This window comes from Streptococcus pluranimalium (assembly GCF_047785745.1).
In the GTDB taxonomy this organism is placed as follows: Bacteria; Bacillota; Bacilli; order Lactobacillales; family Streptococcaceae; genus Streptococcus; species Streptococcus pluranimalium_B.
In genome coordinates, this window is the sequence record NZ_JBLOJT010000137.1 from 1 (window position 1) to 3,694 (window position 3,694).

At 37.4% G+C, this 3,694-nt stretch carries 4 protein-coding genes; all 4 read left to right on the forward strand.

Annotation, left to right across the window (positions count from 1 at the left end; all coding sequences use genetic code 11):
- The coding region (locus ACMZ6U_RS09690; protein ID WP_416108239.1) for an LPXTG cell wall anchor domain-containing protein at positions 1-761 on the forward strand (761 nt) is incomplete at its 5' end.
- A 199-nt stretch (positions 762-960) separates the two neighbouring features.
- Positions 961-1,485 carry an FUSC family protein gene (locus ACMZ6U_RS09695; protein ID WP_416108240.1) on the forward strand — a complete coding sequence of 175 codons (525 nt, stop codon included), beginning with the start codon at positions 961-963 and terminating at the stop codon, positions 1,483-1,485.
- 124 nt (positions 1,486-1,609) lie between these two features.
- Complete coding sequence (locus ACMZ6U_RS09700; protein ID WP_416108241.1) at positions 1,610-1,996, forward strand: MerR family transcriptional regulator; 387 nt, start codon at positions 1,610-1,612, stop codon at positions 1,994-1,996.
- Between the two features lie 29 nt (positions 1,997-2,025).
- Positions 2,026-3,372, forward strand: a complete 1,347-nt coding sequence (gene glnA / locus ACMZ6U_RS09705) for a type I glutamate--ammonia ligase (protein WP_416108242.1) — start codon at positions 2,026-2,028, stop codon at positions 3,370-3,372.
- Positions 3,373-3,694: the final 322 nt, after the last annotated feature.

The following is a 3,694-nucleotide window of genomic DNA, read 5'->3' on the forward strand; positions in this document are numbered from 1 at the left end:
ATCATTTGTCAACTCTTACAGAAGCTAAGCTTTCAGAAGGCTTGAACTACCTATCTGCTGATCACGATGGTAACTCTGTAACCTTGAACTTTGAAACTGCAATGACTTCAGAGTGGGTTGATGCCAATGCTCCAGAAGTGATTAGTGTTGATCGTGAAGAAGAGTTTGTTGAGGATGATTATGTCAACTCAAACAAGGAAGAAGCAGAAAACTTCAAGATTACCATTAAGGTTGACGGTGAAGAAAATCAAGTTTCTGAGTTTGAAGCTCTTACATATTCAGACTTTTTGAGTCATTTGTCAACTCTTACGGAAGCTAAGCTTTCAGAAGGCTTGAACTACCTATCTGCTGATCACGATGGTAACTCTGTAACCTTGAACTTTGAAACTGCAGTGACTTCAGAGTGGGTTGATGCCAATGCTCCAGAAGTGATTAGTGTTGATCGTGAAGAAGAGTTTGTTGAGGATGATTATGTCAACTCAAACAAGGAAGAACTTAAAAACCCAGTTAAAGAAGATTCAGACAAAGAAGTAGTTGCAGATAAAGAAGAAGCTACTGATAAAAAAGCTGAAGATAAAGCTAAAGACCCCGCAGTAACACTTGGTAACAAGAAAGCAACTGCTAAGAAAGATGCTCAATACGCTAAAGATGCTAATTTACCATCAACAGGTGATAACAGCTCAGCTACTTTTGCTATTGCTGGATTGGCTATCATGGGACTTGGTCTTGCAGGTGTAGCTAAACGTAAATTTAATAACTAATTTGATATAAGTGTATCATTAAATTAGTCAATATTTTGAAAAGAGTGGGCTGTTGTCCATTCTTTTTTATTATCGTAAGAGTCATACTCTGGATATAAGAGATATTTAATAACCTAAAATTAAGTGATAGTAGACTATTCATTTTATGTTTAGCCAATAAATAGCCCCTTTAATGATAGAAGCATGTTACAATAGAAGTATGTTTGGTAAATATAAATTTGATCCCCGTAAATTTAAATTAGGATTGAGGACCTTAAAGTCCGGATTAGCTGTATTTTTTGTTATTTTGCTTTTGGGATTATTTAAGTGGGATGGTATTCAAATAGCTGCCTTATCCGCTGTCTTTAGCTTGCGAGAAGATTTTGGTCAAAGTATCCATTTTGGCTCTTCTCGTATTTTGAGTAATTCCATCGGTGGCTTTTATGCTTTTTTGTTTTTTGTTTTGAGTGATTTATTTGCTCAGTCCTTTTGGATTTATTTGATTTTTATCCCCATTTTTACGATGCTGACAATAATGACTAATGTTGCCTTTAATAATACCCCAGGTGTTGTAAGCGGTGTTGCTACGATGCTTATTATAGCTTTATCAGTGCCTGCTGGTGATTCTATCCTTTATGCCCTAAGGCGTGTTTTTGAAACCTTTATAGGTGTTTTTATCGCCATTATTGTTAATACAGATGTGGATAGAACATGGAATTGGTTATTACGCAAGTTTAATAGATAATGTCTTTATTAGTCCGTTGTAAGAGTTTAAAACATCAATCAAGAGCACATCATGTTAGAAAAAGTAACATAAGGACTTGACAGGTTTGAATTTTCAGAATATAATGTAAAAGAAAGGAGGTCGTATGAAAGGTAAAGAATTAAGACGAACCATGGCTGTTTTTCCAATTGGCACTGTTATGAAATTGACGGATTTAACAGCTAGGCAGATTCGTTATTATGAAGATCAAGATTTGATAAATCCAGAAAGAACCCCAGGAAATAGGCGGATGTACTCTTTAAATGATATGGATCGTCTATTGGAAATCAAAGATTTTATTGATGAAGGTTTAAATATTGCTGCTATTAAGCATGAGTATGCAGAGCGTCAAGAAGCTAAGCAGTCTAAAAGGAAAACATTGACTGATGCTGATGTTCGTCGAATCCTTCATGACGAGCTCCTTAATCAAGGTGGATTTCAAAATCCTTCATCACATTTCAATCATTTACAAACTGGTATGGTACGTAAATAAAACTGCCCATATTCTTAAAAGGAGATCAGATGGCACTTACAGTAGCTGATATCAAACAAGATATCAAAGATAAGAATGTTACATTTTTACGCTTGATGTTTACAGACATCTTAGGAACAATGAAAAATGTTGAAATCCCAGCAACAGATGAACAGATTGAAAAAGTCTTGTCGAATAAAGCAATGTTTGATGGCTCTTCCATTGAAGGCTTTGTCCGTATTAATGAGTCAGATATGTATTTATACCCTGACCTTGACACTTGGACTGTTTTCCCTTGGGGAGATGAAAATGGTGCTGTTGCCGGTTTGATTTGCGATATTTATACGCCAGAAGAAGAGCCTTTTGCAGGTGACCCTCGTGGAAACCTTAAACGTTCTCTGAAACATATGGAAGAAGCTGGTTTCAAATCATTTAACTTGGGACCTGAGCCAGAGTTTTTCCTTTTTAAACTTAATGACAAGGGGGAACCAACTCTTGATGTTAATGACAAGGGTGGCTATTTTGATTTAGCACCGACTGATTTAGCTGATAATACACGTCGTGAAATTGTTAATGTTTTAACAGAGATGGGCTTTGAAGTAGAAGCCAGCCATCACGAAGTGGCCGTCGGTCAGCATGAGATTGATTTTAAATACGGTGAGGTTCTTGAGGCTTGCGATAATATCCAGATATTTAAATTAGTTGTCAAAACCATTGCTCGTAAGCATGGTTTGTATGCAACATTTATGGCGAAACCTAAATATGGTATCGCCGGATCTGGTATGCATTGTAATATGTCTCTCTTTGATAAGGATGGCAATAATGCCTTCTTTGATCCAGAAGATAAAAATGGCATGCAGCTTTCTCAAACAGCCTATCATTTCCTTGGTGGTTTGATGAAGCATGCTTATAACTATACTGCTATTATGAATCCAACGGTTAATTCTTACAAACGATTGGTACCTGGCTATGAGGCACCTGTTTATATAGCTTGGGCTGGTCGAAATCGTTCACCGTTGATTCGCGTGCCAGCATCTCGTGGTATGAGTACTCGGTTAGAATTACGTTCTGTTGATCCAACTGCAAACCCTTATCTTGCTATGGCTGTTCTTCTTGAAGCAGGTCTTGACGGTGTGAAAAATAAAATTGAAGCACCGGCACCTGTTGAGTCAAATATTTATGCTATGTCGGCAGATGAGCGTAAGGAAGCAGGAATTACAGATCTTCCTTCAACACTTCATAATGCTATTAAGGCTTTGTTGGAAGATGATGTGGTAAAAGAAGCTCTTGGAGAGCACATTACAACCAATTTTGTAGAAGCAAAACGTCTGGAATGGGCAAGTTATGCAACCTTTGTTTCTCAATGGGAGATCGAGAATTATTTAGATCTTTATTAAAAATCTTTCAATTGAACGATTCACAATGAAGACAAACATCATTTTTGATGTTTGTCTTTTCTTTACGACGGGCATGTCGTATATCTGAGGTGCAAGTCCTCTGTGGGCACCCGCTACCGGTGAACCTAATAGCGATTCCCAAGCCTGACTATCGTGAGGTAGCGGGGAGAGGAAGGGATAGCGAAGAAGTTAACTAGTTTTGTAGCGATGTCAGTTAACCGTAAACACCGATCGTAAAGAGATGAAAACATTCTATCACTGATTTGTATGACTCTAAAAGGTGGAGATGATGTTTAAGGACTGAATCGTTTTAATCGTTTAG